Annotated in this window: 16 protein-coding genes and 1 riboswitch; of the genes, 9 read left to right on the plus strand and 7 right to left on the minus strand. The window is 63.5% G+C overall.

What is annotated here, in order from left to right; genetic code table 11:
• Position 1 precedes the first annotated feature (1 nt).
• From ACQKPZ_RS02040 to ACQKPZ_RS02055, 4 genes are all read right to left on the minus strand, one after another.
• Positions 2–1,219 (minus strand): PucR family transcriptional regulator, encoded by a 1,218-nt coding sequence (locus ACQKPZ_RS02040; protein ID WP_427535244.1) that lies wholly within the window; start codon positions 1,217–1,219, stop codon positions 2–4.
• On the minus strand, positions 1,216–2,481 hold the full coding sequence (gene codB / locus ACQKPZ_RS02045) for a cytosine permease (RefSeq protein WP_427535245.1): 1,266 nt from the start codon (positions 2,479–2,481) through the stop codon (positions 1,216–1,218). The genes ACQKPZ_RS02040 and codB overlap by 4 nt, the downstream gene beginning before the upstream one ends.
• A 400-nt stretch (positions 2,482–2,881) precedes the next feature.
• Positions 2,882–3,538 carry a thiaminase II gene (gene tenA / locus ACQKPZ_RS02050; protein ID WP_427535247.1) on the minus strand — a complete coding sequence of 219 codons (657 nt, stop codon included), beginning with the start codon at positions 3,536–3,538 and terminating at the stop codon, positions 2,882–2,884.
• 2 nt (positions 3,539–3,540) lie between these two features.
• Positions 3,541–4,188, minus strand: a complete 648-nt coding sequence (locus ACQKPZ_RS02055; RefSeq protein WP_427535248.1) for a TenA family protein — start codon at positions 4,186–4,188, stop codon at positions 3,541–3,543.
• 78 nt (positions 4,189–4,266) lie between these two features.
• Positions 4,267–4,381, minus strand: a riboswitch (TPP riboswitch).
• A 250-nt stretch (positions 4,382–4,631) separates the two neighbouring features.
• On the opposite strand from ACQKPZ_RS02055, the gene ACQKPZ_RS02060 reads away from it, so the two are divergent.
• From ACQKPZ_RS02060 to ACQKPZ_RS02080, 5 genes are all read left to right on the plus strand, one after another.
• Complete coding sequence (locus ACQKPZ_RS02060; RefSeq protein WP_427535250.1) at positions 4,632–8,027, plus strand: Ig-like domain-containing protein; 3,396 nt, start codon at positions 4,632–4,634, stop codon at positions 8,025–8,027.
• A 55-nt stretch (positions 8,028–8,082) separates the two neighbouring features.
• Positions 8,083–9,066: an SCO family protein gene (locus ACQKPZ_RS02065; protein WP_427535252.1), complete on the plus strand. Its 984-nt coding sequence runs from the start codon at positions 8,083–8,085 to the stop codon at positions 9,064–9,066.
• An 81-nt stretch (positions 9,067–9,147) separates the two neighbouring features.
• Entirely contained in the window at positions 9,148–11,475 is a 2,328-nt protein-coding gene (locus ACQKPZ_RS02070; protein WP_427535254.1) for a putative bifunctional diguanylate cyclase/phosphodiesterase, read from the plus strand.
• Entirely contained in the window at positions 11,463–12,338 is an 876-nt protein-coding gene (locus tag ACQKPZ_RS02075) for a phosphate/phosphite/phosphonate ABC transporter substrate-binding protein (RefSeq protein ID WP_427535255.1), read from the plus strand. Before ACQKPZ_RS02070 ends, ACQKPZ_RS02075 begins: the two co-directional genes overlap by 13 nt.
• 80 nt (positions 12,339–12,418) lie before the next feature.
• Positions 12,419–13,369: a site-specific integrase gene (locus ACQKPZ_RS02080; RefSeq protein WP_427535257.1), complete on the plus strand. Its 951-nt coding sequence runs from the start codon at positions 12,419–12,421 to the stop codon at positions 13,367–13,369.
• Here ACQKPZ_RS02080 and ACQKPZ_RS02085 read toward each other — a convergent pair.
• Complete coding sequence (locus tag ACQKPZ_RS02085) at positions 13,359–14,345, minus strand: SMP-30/gluconolactonase/LRE family protein (protein WP_427535258.1); 987 nt, start codon at positions 14,343–14,345, stop codon at positions 13,359–13,361. The two genes, ACQKPZ_RS02080 and ACQKPZ_RS02085, sit on opposite strands and share 11 nt — an antisense overlap.
• Positions 14,346–14,470: 125 nt before the next feature.
• Here ACQKPZ_RS02085 and ACQKPZ_RS02090 point away from each other — a divergent pair, with 125 nt between their 5' ends.
• Positions 14,471–15,373, plus strand: coding sequence for a LysR family transcriptional regulator (locus tag ACQKPZ_RS02090; protein WP_427535260.1), 903 nt, complete (start codon positions 14,471–14,473; stop codon positions 15,371–15,373).
• A 13-nt stretch (positions 15,374–15,386) separates the two neighbouring features.
• On the opposite strand, the gene ACQKPZ_RS02095 is transcribed toward ACQKPZ_RS02090, so the two are convergent.
• Positions 15,387–16,535: a glycerate kinase gene (locus ACQKPZ_RS02095; RefSeq protein ID WP_427535261.1), complete on the minus strand. Its 1,149-nt coding sequence runs from the start codon at positions 16,533–16,535 to the stop codon at positions 15,387–15,389.
• 255 nt (positions 16,536–16,790) lie between these two features.
• A complete protein-coding gene (locus tag ACQKPZ_RS02100) occupies positions 16,791–17,888 on the minus strand; it encodes a sugar diacid recognition domain-containing protein (RefSeq protein WP_427535263.1) in 1,098 nt (365 codons plus the stop codon).
• Between the two features lie 163 nt (positions 17,889–18,051).
• Here ACQKPZ_RS02100 and ACQKPZ_RS02105 point away from each other — a divergent pair, with 163 nt between their 5' ends.
• From ACQKPZ_RS02105 to ACQKPZ_RS02115, 3 genes are all read left to right on the plus strand, one after another.
• Positions 18,052–19,380, plus strand: coding sequence for an MFS transporter (locus ACQKPZ_RS02105; protein WP_427535264.1), 1,329 nt, complete (start codon positions 18,052–18,054; stop codon positions 19,378–19,380).
• 80 nt (positions 19,381–19,460) lie between these two features.
• Positions 19,461–20,471: an aldo/keto reductase gene (locus tag ACQKPZ_RS02110; protein ID WP_427535265.1), complete on the plus strand. Its 1,011-nt coding sequence runs from the start codon at positions 19,461–19,463 to the stop codon at positions 20,469–20,471.
• A 154-nt stretch (positions 20,472–20,625) separates the two neighbouring features.
• Positions 20,626–21,723, plus strand: a complete 1,098-nt coding sequence (locus ACQKPZ_RS02115; protein ID WP_427535267.1) for an alkene reductase — start codon at positions 20,626–20,628, stop codon at positions 21,721–21,723.
• Positions 21,724–21,806 lie beyond the last annotated feature (83 nt).

A 21,806-nucleotide genomic window follows, 5' to 3' on the forward strand; every position in this document is an offset into this window, starting at 1 on the left:
GTTACTCCTTGCCGTGGGCTTCGCTCATGCGCCATACCAGCATGGCGACTGAAGCATTCATGCGAAAAAGCGGGTCATCCAGGGACTGACCGCTCAGTTGTTCGATGCGCTGGATGCGCTGATTGATGGTGTTGCGGTGCAGCCCCAGGCGCTGCGCAGCTTTAAGCCCATTGCCATTTTCCATGAGCAGCGCGTCGAGCGTGTGCACCAGGGCATTTGCCTGCTTGCGCCCGGGGGCGATCAGCGGGCCGAGGGTTCGGCTGACAAAGTCATCGATCAGCGAGCGGTCGACAATACCTTGCAAAAGGCGCAGCACGCCCAGCTCGCTGTAGTTGCAGTATCCGTTGGCCGGGCGCAGGTGCTGCGCCACCTCCAACGCCTGGCGCGCCTCGTTGAGCGCCTGCCGGTAATGCGCGCAATCATCCGCCAGGCACGATAGGCCCATGAACAGGCTCAGCTCACCCATCACAACCTGCAACTGCCGATACAGGGTGGTCAATGCCTCGGGCAGGTCGTGTGCTTCGGCCAGCAGCACCACGAACAGGTCACCCGGCAATTGCGCTGTTACGCTCCCCGGCCGCTGACGGCACCAGGCGTCAAGGTGGTCTTCCAGGGCTTGGCGGGTAAGCTGCCAGCTACGCTCGCCCAGGGCCAGCCCGTGGCGCTCGAACAGTCCATCCACACCCGACAGGCGCAAGGCCAGCAGGCGCCGCGGCTCATCCAGCGTCAATTGCAAATGCGCCGCCCGCTGCCGGGCAATCGCCAGGCTCGGGTAGTCGCCGGTGAACAACTGGCCGAGGATATCGTTGCGTGAGCGTCGCACCTGGCTCATCTGCACCAGCGCCGTGCCGATCAGGTGGGTAACTACCACCATTTTCAATGCATAGGGTTGCTCGATCAGCGGCAGGCCGAGTTGCTCGGCGCGGGCAATCACGGCGGGCGGGATGGCCTGGATGAAACTGCCGCCCGTGAGGATGACCATACCGGCGATGCCCACCGCGTCGCCGTCCTCCACCAGGCCCAGCAGGTTGGCCTCGCCACGCGGGTGGTTGATGCCGGTGACGAACACCAGCTCGCCGCCCATTACCCATTCAGCAATGCCCTCGTTTTCCGCCACATACGGCCAACGCACCCGTCGCTGCAGGTTGCGCGCGCCGGCCCGCACGCGCATTTCGTGCAGGCCGGGCAAATGCAGGATCTCATCCAGCGCCAGGCTCACGGCTCGATGCCCGCCTGGCCCGGCGCCCGGCGCCGCTCGCCCAGCTCAAGCATTACGATGTAGCACAGCGCCGAGGCTCCAATACCCACCAGCGGCGCGACCCAAGGCGAGGCATACGCCAGCAGCGCGCCCACGGCATAGGCAAAAAGCCCGTTCAGGTTGTAGCGTGGCAGGCTTACCGACGCCAGCGCCGGGTACTTGCCCCGGTGGCGATACCAGAAATCGGCCATGATCACCCCGCCCACCGGCGGAATGATCGAGCCCAGCAGCACCAGGAACGGGATCAGCATTTCGTACATGCCGCCGATCGCCAGCACAATGCCGACCCCGGCGGCCACCAGGGTTGCCGTGCGCCTGCGCTCGCTGCGCAACAAGTGGCAGGCGGCGGCCGACACGTTGTAGATGGTCGGCCCCTGAATGGTCCAAAGGTTCAGGCACAGCATCACCACTGCGGCAAACGACAGGCCCTGCAGCATCATCACTTCGACAATATCGGCCTGCTGGTAAACCATCGCGCACCAGGCGCCTGCCACCACCATCAGGCCGTTACCCAGCAAGAACGCCACGACGCTGGCGATTACCGCTACCCGGCCACTGCGCGCCAGCCGTGTCCAGTTGGTAGCCTGGGTAGCACCACTGGCGAAGGTGCCGAAGACCATGGTCACTGCTGCCGAAAAGGTCAGGGTTTCATGCGGCACCACTGCCGCCAGCCCGGCAAATCCACCGACATCGCGGGTGGCGATGTACATCGAAGCCACCAGCAACACGAACATCAACGGCACCGACACGCGAGACAATACATCCAGGCCTTTGAAGCCGATGATGGCGGTGATGCTGAAGCCCAGGCCAAAGAACACCATCAACGGGACACTGAAGCCTTCCGCCAGCCCCAGCAGTTTGACCAGCACGATGGCCACGGTGGCCGTGCCCCAGGCGTACCAGCCAAGCTCGGCAAACCCCAGCAGAAAGTCCGAAAGCCGGCTGCCGGCTTCGCCAAAACAGAAGCGCCCCATCAACACCGTGTTCAGGCCACTGCGCGAGGCGATGAATGCCAGGGCCGCGGCATACAGGGCCAGCAGGCTGTTGCCGATGGTAGCCACCCACAACATGTCGACAAAATTGAAGGCCATGCCCAGCTTGCCGCCGGCGAACATCGTGCCGGTGAAGAAGGTGAAGCTGAACAGGACCATGGCAATCGGCAGCAGGCCCTTGCGGGCAGACTGCGGGGCTTCGCTGAGGGGGAATTCGCTGGGTGAGCTCATTGCACGGGGCTCCGGGTTGTAGTTGGGAGCTGGAAGAGCAATATGCGGGCCGCTTTCTACAGGGCCTGGGAGCACGTCAGGAACAGGCGCATGGCACTGCGCGTCATGTGCACAGTGAACATTAAAGCGCTGAATTGGCGAATTGAAAGTGTGGCCTGTGACTCGATTTGAGGCGCAAGTGCACCAAAGCGGATCCGGATTGGGTAGTTGACACTCAGGGAGCAGAAGAAGTTGTGGGTGCTTGCCACGGCACCTTCAGCGCCTGTGAGATCGAGCGCCGCGCGGGCGGCGCTCGATCTCACAGGCGCTGCATATCTTGTGACCAACACCTGTCGACCCTGATGCGTTCCCAAAGGGACACTGCTCAATCCATCATGTCGGGTTTCATGGGGGCAGCAGATTACGCCCCATCCAACCCCATCTGCCAGAAGTCCGCCTCCAGGCTGGAAGCCTGCCCGAAAATCCCCACCAGCTCGGCGAAACGCTGCTCGGTCATGCTCCGTGCCGCCAACTCGTCCAGGTGCTTGCGCGCAGCCGCCGCCACGCCCTGGTAGCCTTCCCCGGCATACTCGCCAATCCACTCGCGGTAAGGGTGGTTGCTCAAGTCGCCAATCCGTTGCGCCAGTGCCTTGCCGATCTCGGCATAGCCGATCACGCAAGGCGCCAGTGCCACCTGCAACTCCAGCAGGTCGCCGGCTGCACCGCAGTCCAGCACATAGCGGGTATAGGCGACAGTGGCCTGGTGCTCGGGCGCGGCCTCGATATCCGCTTGGGTCAACCCCCAGCGTGCACACAGGCGCAAGTGCAGCTCGGTTTCATCCAGAATCGCCGCCAGCGTGGTCTGAGCGGCACGGATATCAGCCGTGCGACGGCTCTTGTAGGCTGCCAGCGCCCAGGCACGGGCGAACTGGACAAGGAACAGGTAATCCTGCACCAGGTAAGTCCGGAAGGCGTCCTCACTCAGCGTGCCCTCACCCATCTGGCGCACGAAGTCATGGTCGACGTAACTGTTCCACTGTTGCGTGGCAGCGGTCTTCAGGCGCTCGAAGATATCCATGCTCAATTGCCCTCCGGGTAGACGGCGTCGAAGAAGGCCAGCTCCAGCGCGACGGTGCGCTGGTAGAAGTCACTGGCCAGTGCAGCTTGCTGCGGGCCAACGCGGTCCAGTTCGGCTTGAAGGAAGGCGACGAAAGCCTGGAAGGCCGGGTTGTCGTGCAGGGTGATCCACTCGGCATGGACGAAATTGTCCGGCATGGGTTTGGGCGCCTTCAGCGCCCAGTCCAGGTACAGGCCTTCGGCAACATTGAGTACTGCCAGCGCCGCCGCGTAGGAGCGGGTGGCTGCTGCTTCGCGCATGATCGCCTTGAAACCTGCGGTTGGCGCAGTATCAGCCGGCTCACTGCGTTGCAGAGGGCTTACATCCAACGCCTCGAAGGCGCGGAGGAAATAGGTGTTCTCGTCACTGCTGATCATGCCGGCAAAACGCCCAAAGCGCAGGCGCGCCTCGAAGGTGTCGGCCGTAGCAATCGCTGCACCCAGCAAAGTCAGGAAGCTGTCGAGGAAGCGGTGGTCCTGCACCAGGTAGTTGACCATGATCGGGTCCGGCAGGCTGCCGTCGCACAATTGGGTCACGAAGCGGTGGCCAACGGCCGCCGACCAGGTCGGTTCGCTTTGGCGGCGCAGGGACTGGCTGAAACGTTCGGTCATGTTGCTGTCCTTGATGAGGGTGACAGCGAGACCTTGGCAGTTGGCATGAACGGGCCTCGCAGTGAGGCCGGCAAAAAGGCAGGTAACAAGTCCCATCCCTTCGCCGGCATGATCCGGATCAGGTTCGAAGGGTCACCGCGCTGCAGCCCACAGCGGTTTCTCAGCCCGTTGCCGGGCTCCCCTTGGTGGCGCTCAGGTATACCCCAGGGCGCGGGTGCTGTCACTACCCACTGCACCCAATCTGTGGGTAATGGGGGCCCGCATGTGGGGAATCAGCCCCATTTTTGACGCCCCGTTATTTAGCGCGCATCAGGCGCCACAAGGATTTGTTTAACAAAGCATTACTGAAATATCTGTTGGCACAGCCGTTGCTCAAGGCCTTTTACCGGGCAAAACGCCATTGATGGCTTAGCGCCATAACGCCGCGAGCGAGGCATAAGGCAATGAAAACACCTGCCGTGATCCACCCAACCAGGCACGTATTCCAGCTGTCCTCCGTCACTGCGCTGATGCTCAGCCTCGGGCTGATCACGGTCGTGGCCGCCCCCCTCGACGACAACAGCCCGCCGCCGCCCACCGACCCGTCGGCCTATACCGACCAGCCTGCCGACCCAACGCCGGCGCTGCTCAACCTCAATACATTGCCGGAAGCCAACCAGGGCTCGCTGGAGCTGACCAATGGCGTGTACGGTGACCGCAACACGGTGCGCACCGACAACGTGCTGCCGCCGGCCCTGCAAACCTCGGACCGATACCCCACCAATGGCAAGCCCAGCCCGCTGTTCGGTGCGCAGCCTTTTACCCAGCAACTGCTGCTGTTCGAAGAGTTCGGCACAGAAAAGCTAGACCCTACCCTGCCACCGCCCAGCCTGACCTTCCCGGTCCCCACCTTGGGTGCGGCCCCGGCGCAGGACCCCAACGTCGTGGCCCGCAGCGGCCCGAGCGGCAACGCCCTGGAAGCATTCCTCAAGCAACCGGGCCTGTACCCGTTCCCCACCCAGTATTCCAACGTACTGGACCGCAACCCGTGGAAGGCGCAGATCGAGATGTTCCTCAACCGCCAACCTGTCGGTTCCCCGGCTGAAGGCCGCCCACCAGGAAAGGGCTGGTCTCATCAGCGCTGGAACGAGTTTTACCCACAGACCGCGTTCAAGACCGCGCAGGCCGGCGCGCGCATCAACCAGGGCCTGCGCGACCGTAAACAATTGCACAACTATGCGGTCGGTGAATTCGCCCCGGGCGGGCTGTACTACCAGACCTCCGACATCCCAACCACACTGGGCACCACCAAGGGCATCGACACCCGCTTCCACCCGAACATGCCCCTGCAGAACCACAAGTCACTGTGGACCTTCGACGGCACCTTCCCGACGAAGTTGCTGATGGTGCGTTATGGCCAGCCCGTGTTGATGCGGCACTACAACGCCCTGCCAATCGACCCTTCGGCCAATGGCGGCTTTGGCCTGCATACCATCTCGACCCACGAGCACAACGGCCATTCCCCGGCTGAGAGCGATGGCTTTGCCAACGCCTACTTCTTCCCTGGGCAGTACTATGACTACCGTTGGCCGGTACAGCTGGCAGGCTATGACACCATCAACACCCGCGCCCAGGACCCCCGGGCCGCGTTCCCCTGCGCCCCGGGTGAAACCCTGTTCGTCAACGACGGTTCGCCAGGCCTGAAAACCTGCCAGAACGGCAGCATCAAGATCCGCGGTGACTGGCGTGAAACCATGAGTACCCACTGGTTCCACGACCACATGATGGATTTCACGGCGCAGAACGTCTACAAGGGCAACGCCGTGATGATGAACTACTACAGCGCCCTGGACCGCGGCAACGAAGCCCTTCAGGATGGCGTCAACCTGCGCTTCCCCAGCGGTTCGGGTATGCCGTGGGGTAACCGCGACTATGACGTCAACCTGGTGATGGCCGACAAGGCCTGGGATGCCAACGGCCAACTGTGGTTCAACCCGTTCAACACCGATGGCTTCCTTGGCGACCAGATGCTGGTCAACTGGCAGTACCAGCCCAAGCTCAAGGTGCGTGCGCGTAGTTACCGCTTCCGCCTGCTCAACGGCTCGGTATCGCGCTACTTCAAATTTGCAGTCGTGCGTGAAATTGCCGGGACCAGCGGGGAATTCAAGGGGCCATCCGGCTCCAACGTGTCGTATGCGCGGGTGCCGTTCCACATGATTGCCAACGACGGCAACATCATGGAGCACGCCGTGCCATTCGACGGCACCATGGACCTCAACGGTGACGGCAACCTGCAGGACAACAACGGCATCCTGCCGCTGCAAGGCATCGCCGAGCGCTACGACATCATCATCAACTTCGCCAAGAACGGCATCAAGGTGGGCGACAAGCTGTACTTCGTCAACATTGAGGAACACCGCACCGGCAAGGGCCCGGAAGGTGCCATCTCGCTGGCCGACGTGCTGTCGGAAAAGTACAAGGCAGTGATCAAGCAGACCAGCAAAGGCCCGCAATGGGATAATGGCGACCCGCTGGTGGGCAAGTTCCTGCAATTGATCGTGCAGCCCTACAGCGGCCAGGATGTGAGCATGGACCCGGTCGCCTACGAGCCGGCCAAGCCGGGCAAGGCCGCGGGCCTGAAAATGCTGCCGCTGCCCATTGACCGCAACTCGGCCGCCGACCAAGCCAAGATCAAGGATGCCCGCCACCGCGAGTTCATCTTCGGCCGCTCCGACGGCACCGACACCACGCCTTGGACGATCAAGACCGATGGCGGCTTTGGCTACAGCATGGACCCGCGGCGCATCAGTGCGGCGCCGCAACTGGCCAACCAGTCCACCGATGCCGGCTTCAGCGGCGACGGCACCCTGGAAGTATGGAAGATCGTGAACGGTGGCAACGGCTGGAGCCACCCGGTGCATGTGCACTTCGAGGAAGGCGTGATCCTTAGCCGTGACGGCAAGGCGCCGCCAGAGTGGGAAAAATGGGCACGGAAGGACGTGTACCGCATCGGGCCGGATGCCGACTCGTCGGAAGAAGTTGAAATGGCCATCCGCTTCCGCGAGTTCGCCGGTACCTACATGGAGCACTGCCACAACACCCAGCATGAGGACACTTCGATGCTGCTGCGCTGGGACATTGAGCACCCAGGGCAGTTCCAGGTGATGCCGACCCCGCTGCCAGGTTGGGATGGCGTGCAGTACATGGCCTCGGTGGGTTTGCCAACCTTCCGCACCAAAGCCAAGGACGACAACGATGACGCGGCCAACAAGCCTCCGGTGGCGGCCAACGACAGTGCGGCAACCACCGCTGGCAAACCGGTCACCTTGAACGTGCTGGCCAACGACACCGACCCGGAAGGCAACCTGCCGTTGACGGTCGTCGGCTTGACCCAGCCGGACTCTGGCCAGGGTAGCGCCAGCAGCAACGGCACTACGGTGACCTACACCCCACCGGCCACGGTCGCCACGCCGTTCACCGCCAGCTTCAACTACACGGCGCGCGATGCCAAAGGTGCCGAGTCGGTGAACCCGGCCACGGTCAGCATCGCGGTGAGCCAGGCGGCAGCGGTCGACCAGATCCAGGTCACCAGTGCCACGGTACAGGTGCGCAGCGGCAACCGCTTCACCTGGGACATACAGGGGACGACCACGGTGGCCACGGGTAACAGCATCAGTGCGACCGTCGCAACCACCGGTGGCCCGGTAAGCCTGGGTAATGCCACGCTGACCCCTACTACCACCGGAGCCCGCTGGCGGGTGACTGTAACCACCACCGGCTTCGGCCCGGCCACACCGGCGACGGTCACCGTGAAATCGACGCTGGGGCAAACGGTGACAGCGCCAGTCAAATACCAGTGAGCGTAAAGAGGGGGTCGCCTGGCGGCCCCCTCTGCCAATCAACGAGGACTGCATCATGCCCGGCTCATGGCGTTTCCTTCTGGTGCTTGCTCTGTTTGCCGCCAGCATCCCGCTCTGGCCACTCCAGCGGCAACAACCGGTGGCTGAAGAAGCTGAAACACCCTGGGGTGCCGAGTACTTCCCGAACATCCCCCTGCTCACCCAGGACGGCAACAAAGTGCATTTCTTCGACGACCTGATCAAGGACAAGGTGGTCGCCATCAATTTCATCTTCACCGGCTGCACGGACTCCTGCCCAGTGGAAACCGCGCGCCTGCGCCAGGTGCAGAAAATACTTGGCGACCGGATCGGCAAGGACATATTCCTCTACTCCATCAGCATCGACCCCTACAACGACACGCCTGCCACACTGAAGCGTTACGCTGAAAAATTCGGCATCGGCCCAGGCTGGACGCTGCTCACCGGCGAACCTGACGACATCGAACGTTTACGCCGTAGCCTGGGGCTGTGGATCGACGGTCTGGAAAACGGCCGCTCCAAAGATCACAACCTGAGCCTGATCATCGGCAACCAGGCCACCGGCCGCTGGATGAAGGCATCGCCCTTCGAAAGCCCCTATATCCTGGCCGACCGCCTGGGCAACAGCCTGCACAACTGGAAGCAGGCCAGCGCCATGAACAATGACTACGCCCAGGCCCCCGAAGTCCGCCCGCCAAGCAGTGGCGAGCAGATCTTCCGCACCCGCTGCTCATCCTGCCACACCCTGGGCAACATGGAGCCGGGGCAACCCGCCATCGGCCCTGACCTGCTGGGTGTCACCCGCCAGCGTGATGCCAACTGGCTGACCCGTTGGTTGAAGGAACCCGACCGCATGCTGGCAGAAAAAGACCCCTTGGCCATGCTGCTGTACGAGCAATACAACCGCCTGGCCATGCCCAACATGCGCCTGGGCGATGCCGAGGTCAGCGCATTGATGAGCTACATAGAGGAGGAAACCGCGCGCGTGCAAGCCCCCTTGGCGGATACGGGAAATCCTTAAAGGCAATTTGATATCAGTCATCAGCCTGTCATCTGCTTGTCGTATTTTTCGACCATCGCCCAGGGTCGGGAACCAACAGAAGTGATTCGCCGTTCGCTTTCATCCGCCAGCCTACTGCGGCTGCTGATCCTGATGCTGTGTGCAGCCACCCTGGCCTTTCTCTGGGGGCTGCACATTACCCAGAAAAGCGCCGCCCGCCAGGATGCGCTGTCGGCCAAGGCCACCGAGCACCTGAACCTGGCCAGCATCGTCGGTGAAAGCCTGCGCCAACTGGTCGACCGCGCCCAGGCCGTGGGACGCGTTACCCAGGACGACATGAAGGTATTGCGCCAGGGCAACTTCAGCCTGGCGCGGATACTGGCCGAAGACCCAGTGTTCAAGCGCATGAGCCTGTACGACCGGCAAGGCCGGTTGCTGTCGGCCAGCCATTCGGACGAGGCCAAGGTACTGCCCGAAGACTGGCTACACCAGTTGCAAAAGCACGTTGCCCACTACGGTTTCAAGCCCTTTCTGCCCCGTGTGCTACCGCCCGACCAGCCGGCCACCCTGCCCAACTGGCGCCTGCCCTTTCTGCTGCCATTGACCGACCTGCCCGGCCGCGATATCGACAATATCCTCGTGGTGCAGTTGGACATCGGTTACCTGGCGGTGCTGTTCCAGCATATCGACCTGGGCAGCAGCGGACTGGTACGCCTGCTGCAGGATGATGGCCTGGAGCGACTGCGCATAGACACCAGCGGTGTGGTGGTGGCCGGCGATGCATTGCTCCCCGGGCTGCCGGATACCGGCAACGATGCCGGCATACTGACCCAGTACGCAGCCGGTGATGCTTACCAGAGCCTGTACCGCCATGTTCCAGAGCGTGGGTTCAGCGTGGTGGTCAGCCAGCGCCAGGATGAAATCCTCGCGCCCTCGACGCTGGCCTATTCCCGGCAGTTCTGGCTGAACCTGAGCATGACGCTGATGATTCTCGCCAGCCTGGTGTGGACGTTGCGCCTGCTGCGCAAGCGCCAGGAAGCGTTCAGCGCACTGGAGCAGGCCCAGCAGGTAAATCAGCAGCTTATCGGCCGCCTTGAAGACGAGCACCGACGCAGCAGCCATGCCGCCGCCACCGACCACCTCAGTGGGCTGCACAACCGTCGCCAGTTTGTCGAGGTTGCAAGCCAGGCGCTCACCCGCCAGCGGGGCAAGCGCCGGTTGATGGCCATCCTGTTCATCGACATGGACCGCTTCAAGTCAATCAACGACTCGCTCGGGCACAAGATCGGCGACTTGCTGCTGCAGGCCGTGGCTGGGCGCATCCAGCGTTTGCTGGAGCCCGGTGACGAAGCCTCGCGCTTTGGCGGCGACGAGTTCGTCGTGCTGCTGGCCGGCGAGCGCAGCGAAGAACAAATAAACGCCTGGGTGCGGGAGCTGGTGCAGCGGCTGTCCGCCACCTATGCCCTGGACGGCCAGGAGGTCAACACCAGCCCCAGCGTGGGTGTGAGCATCTGCCCACGTGACGGCCAGGACATCGACAGCCTGATACGCAGTGCCGATGCCGCGATGTATTCGGCCAAACAGGCCGGGCGGGCGCAGTACCGCTTTTTCGACCCCTCGCTCAACCTGGCCGACATCCAGGCGTTCACCCTTGAACAGGCTTTTGGCGGCGCGCTGGCCGAGCGCCAGTTCGTGCTGCATTACCAACCGCAGATCCGCCTGGACACCCAGCAGGTGCTGGGCTACGAGGCGCTGGTGCGCTGGGACCACCCCGAATTCGGCCTGCTGTACCCGGACCGCTTCATCGACCTGGCCGAGCGCAGCGGCTTCATTGTCGACCTGGGTTGGGAGGTGCTACGCCTGGCCTGTGAGGCCTTGTCGGGCTGGGATAGCCAAGGCCGGGAAACGCGCTTGGCGGTCAATGTCTCCGCCCTGCAACTACGCCAGGGCGACTTCGCTACCCGCCTGCTGGGTGAACTGCAACGGTATGCAATAGCCCCGCAGCGGCTTGAGCTGGAAATTACCGAAACCACCATCCTCGACCCCGAAGGTACGGCGGTCGAGCACCTGCACACCCTGCGCCGCGCTGGCCTGGGTATCAGCCTGGATGACTTCGGCCGTGGCTACGCGGGCTTTGCGCACCTGCATTCGCTGCCACTGAGCAAGCTGAAGATCGACCGCTCGCTGATCGCGCCGCTGTCCAACAGCCACGACGACAGCCCGATCGTGTCGTCCACCATCATCCTGGCCAAACGCCTGGGCCTGGAAGTGGTCGCCGAAGGGGTGGAAACACGCGAGCAGGTGGTGTGCCTGAAGCTCGCCGGCTGCGATATCGCCCAGGGCTACCACTTCAGCCGGCCGCTGTCGCCCGCACAGCTAAGCGCTTACCCGCCCTTCAACGGCATCGAGGAAAAGTCATGCGTGTATTGAAAACACTGGCATGGCTGCTGCTGGCCAACACGTCGGCCACTGCCGCTCTGGCCGATTGCACACCCCACAGCTTGCGCCTGGCTGTCATACCGATCAAAAGCCCCGAAGACATGGCGCGTGAGCACCAACCTTTGCTGCAACGGCTGAGCCAGGCCGCTGGCGTACCCGTAGAGCTGGTGATTGCCGCATCGTACGAAAGCGTGGTGGATGCGATTGTTTCCGGTGGCGCGGACATCGCTCGCCTTGGCCCGGCCTCGTACGTGCTGGCCCACCGTCGCGCCCCCCGGGTCGAGCCGTTTGCCACCTTCACCTTGAGTGCCGGCCCCTATACCCCGGCTGGCAGCCATTACCAGGCACTGCTGCTGACACGGGGTGACAGCCCTGACAGTATCGAGGCGCTGCGCGGCCGGCGCGTAGCCCTGAGCGATCCGGCAAGCACTTCGGGTAGCCTGGTACCCAATGTCGAATTTGCCGCCAGGGTGGGCATGCCGTTGTCGCAGTTCTTTGGTGCGCTGGTGTATGCCGGGAATCACGACAAGGCACTGGAAGCGCTACTGGAGGGTCGGGTCGATGCTGCATTCGTCGCCAGCGAGCGCACCGATGCCTATCTGGCCCGGCATGCCATCGGGCCGACCCGGCTAAAGGCGCAGTGGCGATCGCAGCCAATCTACTATGACCCGTATGTGTTCAGTGCCAGCCTGTGCCCGGCGCTGAAAAACCGTATTCGCAAAGCCATGCTCGATGAGCCGCAGGCCCTTGCGGCGTTTGTCACTTCGCAGGATGCCAGTGGGCTGGTACCGGTAAGTGCGGCCGAATATGCGCCGTTGAAAAAAATGATGGATGATTCATTACCGGTACGCTAACCCGTAGGAGCGGCCGTGCAGGCATGCATTACCGGTCATTTCGGTTTATCGTGTGCACATCACCCGCCGGCACCCGCACCATGACCGATATCGAGCGCTACCTTCGCGCCGCCACCCGTGACAACACCCGGCGCAGTTACCAGGCCGCCATCGAGCACTTCGAAACCCATTGGGGCGGGTTTCTCCCGGCCACCGCCGAGAGTATTGCCCGCTACCTGGCCGACCACGCAGACCAACACGCCGTCAGCACCTTGCGCCAGCGCCTCGCTGCGCTCAGCCAATGGCACGTTGCCCAAGGCTTCCCTGACCCGACCAAGGCGCCGCTGGTGCGCCAGGTGCTACGGGGTATCCGCACCCTGCACCCGACGCCGCCCAAGCAGGCTGCTCCGCTGTTGTTGCAACACGTGCAAACCGCCGTGGCGTGTTTTGAAGAGGAAGCCCGCCAGGCCCGTGAACATCATGACCTGGCCGCGCTGCGCCGGGCTCGGCGCGACTGTGCGTTGTTATTGCTGGGGTTCTGGCGTGGTTTTCGCGGTGATGAACTGGCGCGCCTGCGCATCGAGCATATCCAGGCTGAAGCCGGTGTTGGCATTACCTTGTTCCTGCCGCGCAGCAAGGGCGACCGTGAAGCCCTGGGGGTGCAACACCGCACCCCTGCCCTCAAGGCCCTGTGCCCGGTCACTGCCTACCTGCAATGGCTCGAAGTTGCCGGTATTGCCCACGGGCCGGTGTTCCGCAAACTCGACCGCTGGGGCAACCTCGGTGACGCGGCACTGAACAGCAACAGCCTGGTCGGCCTGCTGCGGCGCATGCTGGAGCGCGCCAGTGTGCCGGCGGCCTTGTATACCGGTCATTCGCTGCGGCGCGGGTTCGCCACCTGGGCCACGGCCAACGGCTGGGAACTGAAGTCGCTGATGAGCTATGTGGGCTGGAAAGATGCCAAATCTGCCTTGCGCTACATCGACTCGGCTCAGCGTTTTGGCGAGCTGGCGGTGTTGCCCGCCAGCAAGGCCCCGCTGCTCATTCCTTGAAACAGTGCCGTGCGACACCGCCAAATTCCGGGCGTATGGCATACACGTCGCCGGCATCCGGGTAGTGGTGCAGGTCTTCAGCACTCATGCCGAAGCGCGCGGTGCTGATGTACAAGGTGTTCATCCCGGCCCCGCCAAAACAGCAACTGGTGGGGCTGGGTACCGGCATCAGCACCTGATCTGTCAGTTGGCCGTGGCGGTCAAAGCGCAACAGGCAGCTGCCGTTGTACTGGCATACCCACAGCCCGCCCTCGCGATCCAGTGCCAGGCCATCCGGGCGCCCGAGCTCGGCGGGGGTTTCGGCGAACAGCGTGACCGCACCAAGGCGGCCTTCGAGCAGGTACTCGGCACGGTAGATCGAGCGCGCTGCTGAATCCACGAAGTACACCGTGTGCCCATCCTGCGACCAGGCAATGCCGGTGGGTAGCGCCAGGTCGTCATGGATCACCTGGTCGCTCAACTGCCCGTCAAAGCGGAACAGCGCGCCGCTCTTGCCGCTTGGAGTCTCGTCCATCAACCCTGTGACGAAGCGGCCTTGAGGGTCGCAGGCGCCGTCATTGAACCGGTAGGTTGCCCGAGGGTGCACTGATGCCGAGTGCTGGCGTACCTTGCGAGCCTGCGTGTCGAATACGCCCACGCTGGCATCCTCGGTGAAAATCAGGTTGCCCTGGTTGGTCAACGCCAATGCGCCGATCCGCGCAGCGGACTCGTACAGGGTCTGCACTTCGCCGCCAGGCGTCAGGCAGTTGATGCGCCCGCCGGAGATATCGACAAAGTACAGCACACCACTGCGTTCATCCCAGACCAGGCTCTCACCCAGGTCGGCCCGCGTGCTGGCGACTTTGACGGGCACGTAGCTGCATGCCTTCAGGCAGCTCCAGCGTTCGGTCAGCGGCGCGGCATCAGGCAAGCCCAGGCCCTGTGCGGCACCAGCGGTGGCCGCAACGTTGGTGTGGAACGGGTCTGTAACGGGCATTTCAGGCTACCTTCAATTCTCCTTTTTACGATAACAACAAAAATTTCAATGACTTAATATTAAAAGCATGCAACTTTGATATCTCATGGATATCACCGGCGATTGCCGTGCTTAAGGAATGCTGGATGGTCGAGACACGTTTGCTCCGGCAATTCATTGCCGTGGCCGAAGAACTGCACTTTCACAAGGCCGCCGAACGCCTGCACATGGCGCAACCGCCGCTTAGCCAGGCCATCAACCGCCTTGAAGAGAAGCTCGGTTTCAGCTTGTTCCTGCGCAACAAGCGCGGGGTGCGGCTGACGGCGGCAGGCTCGGCCTTTCTCGATACGGCTTACCGCACGCTGGCCGAGCTGGAAAAGGGCATCGAGTACGCGCGCAGTGTGTCCGCAGGCGTCAGCGGCAAGCTGACCATCACGGCGATTTCCATCGCCTACTACGACTCGCTGCTCAACAGCCTGCGGCGCTTTCGCGAGACGTACCCCAACGTGCAGTTGAGCATTCGCGAAATGCCGTCGGCTACCCAGGCCAAGGCGTTACTGGCCGGTGAGGCGGATGTCGGGTTCATGCGCAGGTTACCGCTGCCGGCTGGCACGCTTGAGTCCCGACGGCTGCTTGATGAGCCGATTGTCATGGCCCTGCCTGCCGGGCATGTGAAAGGCAAGCAGGGGGAAGTCGACCTGCGCGACTTTGCCGATGAAGATTTCGTCTTCACGCCGCAAGCATTGGGTGGTGGCTACCATGCGCAATTGATCGCCCTGTGCGAGTCGGCCGGTTTCTACCCCAAAGTGGTCCAGGAAGCCGCGCAGATCCATACCTTGCTGGGCCTGGTGGCCTGCGGTTTTGGCGTGGCCCTGGTGCCGGCTTCGTTTGCCGGTTCCGCCCCGCACGAACGTGTGCAGTTCTGTGCGATCCGGCCGCTGGATGAACAACCGGTGCCTGGCATCGGCTTGTACATGAAATGGAGCGCCCAGAATGCTTCCCCGGCATTGGCCAATTTCATCGCCATGTTTGAAATGGCCCATGATTGACAGGGTTCGGCGATCAACCTGCCGGGATCTGCGCCGCACTGCGCCATAACCGACCAATGTCACACGCCCGAGCCTGCAGCAACTTGGCAGCGTCGGAGCACGCCTGTTCCAGGCTCATCGGCCCGCTGGCCAGTGCAAAGGCGGCGTCAACCCCATGAGCGTACAGTTGCTGGTAACCCTCACCCAAGGTCCCGGCCAGCACCACCACCGGTACCCCATGGCGTTTGGCAACCCGGGCCACGCCCATCGGCGTCTTGCCCCGCAGTGTCTGGGCATCGAAGCGCCCTTCGCCGGTCACCACAAGACCCGCGCCCTGCACCAAGGCATCAAGGCCAGCCAGTTCTGCCACCACTTCCACACCTGGGCGGAACTGCGCGCCCATGAATGCCCGGGCGGCGAAGCCCATTCCACCGGCAGCACCGCTACCCGGGTAGTCGCGCACATCCTCCCCCAGCAGTTGCGCACAATGGTCGGCAAACTGCCCCAGCGCCTGGTCCAGCGCCTGCACCTGCTGTGGGTTGGCCCCCTTCTGCGGGCCAAAGATTGCCGATGCGCCGTTAGCGCCGCACAGCGGGTTGTCGACGTCGGCTGCCACTTCGAACTGCACTTCGGCAAGCCGCGGGTCGAGGTTGCTGGCGTCGATGTGGGCCAGCCTGGCCAGGGCCAGGCCCCCTTCTTCCAGCGCTTGCCCGTCAGCGTCCAGCAGGCGCAGGCCCAGCGCCCGCAACATGCCGCTGCCAGCATCGTTGGTGGCACTGCCGCCAATGGCCAGCACTACCCGCTGCGCGCCGGCAGCCAGGGCAGCGGCAATCAGTTCGCCGGTTCCCCAGGTGCTGCTGCGGCAGGCGTCGCGCTGGCCGGCCGGCACCAGTTGCAGGCCACTGGCCTGGGCCATTTCGATGATTGCCGTGCGACTTTGCGGCAACCAGCCCCAGCCGGCCTCGACACCATGCCCCAGCGGCCCACGTACGGTCTGGCGGCGCAGTTCGCCGTGGCTGGCTGCCAGGATCGCCTCCATGGTGCCTTCGCCACCGTCGGCCATCGGGCACTCCACCAGCTCCGCGTCCGGCCATGCCTCGCCCAGGCCCGCAGCGATGGCGCGTGCGACCCCCGCAGCGTCGAGGCTGTCCTTGAACGAGTCGGGGGCGATGACGATCTTCATGGGGATTCTCCTGTCCTGATGAGCAGCATGCTGACAGTTGTTTGCCAAGGGAGCCTCGGTCAAATGCACAAAACCCTGGGTGGGTTGTTTGGGCGGATGCCTTCGAGGGCCGATGCAATCATCTGTAGGAGCGGCCTTGTGTCGCGATCGGGCCGCAAAGCGGCCCCCGCAGTATTTGCCTTGATGCCGGAAATTGGGGCCGCTCTGCGGCCCGATCGCGACACAAGGCCGCTCCTACAATTACCGCCACAGGCTTCAATCTGCTGGAAGTAGCTGCAACCCCAGGTACAAGCTAAGCATGCCTTCCATACGCAGCGGGTCGACCTCGCCCAGTTCGGCGATCCGCTCCAGCCGGTAGCGCAGGCTGTTACGGTGGATGCCCAAGGCATCGGCACACGCCTGGCTCTGGCCGTCATGGGCACACCACGCACGCAGGGTGGTGAGTAACTGGCCGCTGTTGTCCTTGGCGCGAATGCGCTGCAAGGGCTCCAGCAACTCATCAAGTGCATCATCGTTGCGATGACGCCACAACAGCGCCGGCAGCCGGTAGCGCTGCAGGCTGAGCAAACGTTCGCCAGGCAACACCTCGCGCCCATAGGCCAGCAAGTCACGAACACGGCGGTAGCCACGGCGCAACTGTTCAAGGCTTTGTGCAGCACTGCCCAGGGCCAGCCGCTCCACGTCCCAGCCGTGACGATGCAGGCGTTCCAGCAGGCGTGGCTCGTCCAGCGCCACACTGGCCGGGCGGCACCACAGCAACGACTGGCGGGCCGGGCTGACACACCAGCTGTCCGGGTAGCGGCTCATCAACCACGCCGACAGTGCCTCGGCCGCTGGCCCCGAAGCCAGCTCGAACAAGCACGGTATTCGCGGCAGCTGCGGCTTGAGGCCCAGTTGCCGGGCTTCATCAAGCAGGCGCGGGGAATCGCCGCTGCCACCCAGCAACAGGGCCAGCAGGTCATCACAACGCTGCCGTCGCCATTGCTGGTCAGCCTGCAAATGGCGCTGGGCCAGCAGCATCTCGGCGGTCATGCGTACCAGTTCGCCGTACGTACGCACCTGCTGCGGGTCTCCGGTCAGGCCAAGCACGCCCATCAGCCGGCCATCGAGCATCAGGGGCAGGTTCACCCCGGGCTGCACGCCCTTCAGGCATTTGGCCGCGTCCACGTCCAGCTCGACAATGCGCCCGTTGGCCAGTACCAGTTGCGCGCCCTCGTGGCGGGTGTTGATGCGTTCCGGCTCACCGCTGCCCAGGATCAACCCCTGGCTGTCCATGACGTTGACGTTGCACGGCAAAATGGCCATTGCCCGGTCAACGATATCCTGTGCCAGGTCATGGTCGAGTTCGAACATTGCAGGGTCCTTAGGGTGTTAGGCTATTGGGCCCGAGCACAGCAGCCCGGCCCAGGCACTGTGCAAAAGCACAAAGACAGGCACGCCGCAGTCCCCGAGACTCGTCAGGGCGAGCGCCGGCACAGGCGACGCGGAGACAACCATAACAAAAGAGAACCCGATCATGGCACACAGCCCCGCCCTTGACCAAGGCACGGACACCACCCGCAACGCGCTCTACCGGCGCATTACACTGCGGCTGATTCCGTTCATTTTCATCTGCTACCTGTTCAACTACCTGGACCGCGTCAACGTCGGCTTTGCCAAGCTGCAGATGCTCGACGCCCTCAAATTCAGCGAAACGGTGTACGGCCTGGGTGCCGGCATCTTCTTCATTGGCTACGTACTTTGCGGCCTGCCGAGCAACCTGGCGCTCAACCGCTTTGGCCCGCGTCGCTGGATCGCGCTGATGATGATCGCCTGGGGCAGTTTGTCCACCTGCCTGCTGTTCGTCACCACTCCTACCGAGTTCTACACCCTGCGCCTGCTGACCGGCGCCGCCGAAGCCGGCTTTTTCCCGGGTGTGGTGCTGTACCTTTCGCGCTGGTTCCCGGCCGCCCGTCGCGGGCGCATCATGGCCCTGTTCATGTCGGCGATCCCGGTGTCAGGCCTGCTTGGCGGGCCGTTCTCCGGCTGGATCCTCCAGCACTTCGCTGCCGGGCAGCATGGCCTGGCCGGCTGGCAATGGATGTTCCTGATCCAGGGCCTGCCCACGGTGGCCCTGGGCGTACTGGCGGTGTTCCTGCTGAGCGATGGCTACCAGAAAGCTGCATGGCTGAGCCCGGCGGAACGCCAGGTGATCGCTAGCGACCTTGAAGCCGACGCTGCAAGCAAGCCGAACACCACCGGCGACGGGCTGCTCGCGGTACTGACCAACCCGCTGATCTGGACGTTCGGCTTCGTCTACTTCTGCATCCAGAGCGGCGTGTATGCGATCAACTTCTGGCTGCCGTCGATCATCAAGAACATGGGCTTCGACAACCCGCTGCTGATCGGCTGGCTCAGCGCCATTCCGTACCTGCTGGCCGGTGTGTTCATGATCATCTGCGGCCGCTCGGCCGACCTGCGCAACGAGCGCCGCTGGCACCTTGTAGTGCCGATGCTGATGGGCGCCATCGGCCTGCTGATCGCGGTCAACTTTGCCGGCAACCCTGCCATTGCCATTCTCGGCCTGTCGATTGCAACCATGGGCGCCCTCACCGGCCTGCCGATGTTCTGGCCGATGCCCACCGCACTGCTCAGTGCCGGTGCGGCTGTCGCAGGCCTTGCGATCATCAACTCGGTTGGCCAGATGGCCGGCTTCCTCAGCCCGTACCTGGTCGGGTTCATCAAGGACCAGACCGGTTCGACCGATGCTGCGTTGTACTCGCTGGCGGTGTTGATTGTGTTGGGTAGCCTGGTGGCCTTGCGTGTGACGCGGGCTGCGGCGCTGGGTACTGCACGGGCCAGTTGAGCCCATTTACGGGGCGCCTTTCAATGCGCCCCGGTTGTGTGTAAAACGGGTAGATCAGCCGACTGCAAAAGGACACGCGCATGATCTACCGCCCCCTCGGCCACAGTGGCCTGCAGGTTTCCGCCCTTACCCTGGGCAGCATGATGTTTGGCGAGCAGACCAGCACCGAAGACGCCTTGCGCATCATCGACAAAGCCTGGGACCAAGGCATCAACTTCATCGACACTGCCGACGTGTACAACGCTGGCCGCTCGGAAGAAATCGTCGGTGAAGCGGTGGCCCGCCATCGTCAGGACTGGGTCGTTGCCAGCAAGGTCGGCTTTGGCCCGGCCGATGGGCTGCCCAACCGCAGCGGGTTGTCGCGCAAGCATATCTTCAATGCCCTGGAAGCCACGCTGACACGCATGGGCATGGACTATCTGGACATCTACTACCTTCACCGCGAAGACCACAAGGTGCCGCTGGAGGAGACCGTGCAGGCCATTGGCGACCTGCTGCGCCAAGGTAAGATCCGTTACTGGGGCGTGTCCAACTTCCGCGGCTGGCGCATTGCCCAGGTGTGCCACATTGCCGAGCGCCTGGGCGTGCCCAGGCCGGTGGTAAGCCAGCCGTTGTACAACATCGTCAACCGCCAGGCCGAGCCGGAGCAGCTCACTGCTGCCGCCGCACACGGGCTTGGCGTGGTGCCCTTCAGCCCACTGGCCCGTGGCGTGCTCAGTGGCAAGTATGCGCCGGGGGCCCTGCCCGATGCCGCCAGCCGTGCAGGGCGCCAGGACAAGCGCATCATGGAGGTGGAGTGGCGCCAGGAGTCGTTGGCCATCGCCCGGCAGATCCAGGCCTATGTGGAGGCCAAGGGTGTGGGCATCGTCGAATTTGCCATTGCCTGGGTGCTGAACAACCATCTGGTCACTTCGGCGATCGTTGGGCCGCGGACCGAGGAGCAGTGGGACACCTATGGTGGCGCATTGGCAGTGAAGATCACCGCGGAAGATGAGGCTTTCATCGACTCCTTGGTTACGCCGGGACATGCGTCAACACCAGGGTTCAATGATGTGGCGCACTATGTGAGCGGGCGAGCGGCCCGCAGCTAAGCGTTTCCTGATCCGGCCCTTTCGCGGGCGTGCCCGCGAAAGGGCCGGCACAGGAAACCACCATTGGGGAGCCCGGCGCCGGGCTCCCGGTCCCCCCTTTCCCCAATCATGTCGGTATCGTGCGCACCATTGGTTTTCCACCTCTGGAGCTGCAATGAAACTCTTCCAACCCCTGCAAGTCGGTCCGCTCACCCTGCCCAACCGCGTGTTCATGGCCCCCCTCACCCGTCTGCGCAGCCTGGAGCCGGGCGACGTGCCGACGACGATGATGGCCGAGTACTACCGCCAACGTGCCAGCGCTGGCCTGATCATCACCGAAGCCACGCAGATCTCCTTCCAGGCCAAGGGCTACTCCGGCTCGCCCGGCATTCACAGCCCCGAGCAGATCGCCGCCTGGAAGCACATCAACGAAGGCATCCACGCCGAAGGTGGCCACAGTGCCGTGCAGGTGTGGCACACCGGTCGCGTTTCTCACACCACCTTGCAACCTGGTGGAGACGCACCCGTTGCGCCCTCGGCGCTGCCAGCGGGTGCCCGTACTACCCTGCGTGACGAGGGCGGCAACCTGGTACGTGTAGAAACCTCCACACCACGTGCACTGAGCGAAGCGGAAATCGCCGGTATCGTTGCCGATTTCGGCCAGGCAGCTGTCAACGCCCGTGAAGCCGGTTTCGACTTCATCGAGCTGCACGCCGCCCACGGCTACTTGCTGCACCAGTTCCTGACCCCGAGCGCCAACGTGCGTGAAGACCGCTACGGCGGCAGCATCGAGAACCGGGCGCGCATCGTGCTTGAAGCCGTGGACGCAGCGATTGCCAACTGGAGTGCCGAACGCGTGGGTATCCGTGTATTCCCGTTAGGCGGCTTCAACGGCGTGGATAATGGCGAGGACCAGGAAGCTGCCGGCTTGTACCTGATCCGCGAACTGGCCAAGCGCAACCTGGCCTACCTGCACCTGTCCGAGCCGGACTGGGCCGGTGGCAAGCCGCTGCGTGATGAGTTCCGCGAAGCCATCCGCGCCGCGTATCCGGGTGTGATCATCGCGGCCGGTGCTTACACCGCCGAGAAGGGCGAAGACCTGATCGGGCGTGGGCTGATCGACGCCGTGGCGTTCGGGCGCAGCTTCATTGCCAACCCGGACCTGGTGGAGCGGCTGCGGTTGCAGGCGCCGTTGAACGAGCACCGGGCGCAGTTCGATTATGCCAATGGGCCTGAGGGGTATACGGATTACCCGTTCCTCAAGCGCGCTTGATGCAAAAACGGGAGCTCTGAGGGCTCCCGTTTTTTTATGCCTGTACCACCCGTTCGCCACAGCGGCAGTGCTTACCGCCAGGC

Origin of the sequence: Pseudomonas sp. NPDC089547 (assembly GCF_050280665.1) — a bacterium.
GTDB lineage: Bacteria > Pseudomonadota > Gammaproteobacteria > Pseudomonadales > Pseudomonadaceae > Aquipseudomonas.